1 pseudogene is annotated in these 235 nt (G+C 49.8%); it reads right to left on the reverse strand.

Annotation, left to right across the window (positions count from 1 at the left end):
- Positions 1-235 (reverse strand): annotated as a pseudogene (locus tag AB4585_RS24390) (HslU--HslV peptidase proteolytic subunit); the annotation flags it as partial.

The following is a 235-nucleotide window of genomic DNA, read 5'->3' on the forward strand; positions in this document are numbered from 1 at the left end:
TCTTTCGCCAGTTCAACGGCAGCGCGAGTCAGGTGACCTTGGTGCATTTGTAGTTTGCTTTCAAAGCGCTCAAATAGCGTGAATGCATCGGCGGTACCGCCAGCAAAGCCTGCCAGTACTTTGCCATTGTAGAGTCGGCGAACTTTCTGTGCGTTGCCTTTCATGACGGTATTGCCTAGAGATACTTGTCCATCACCAGCGATGACGACTTTATTATTTCGGCGTACGGATACTA

It is taken from the genome of Vibrio sp. 10N.222.49.C9 (genome assembly GCF_041474985.1).
Lineage (GTDB): Bacteria > Pseudomonadota > Gammaproteobacteria > Enterobacterales > Vibrionaceae > Vibrio > Vibrio crassostreae_C.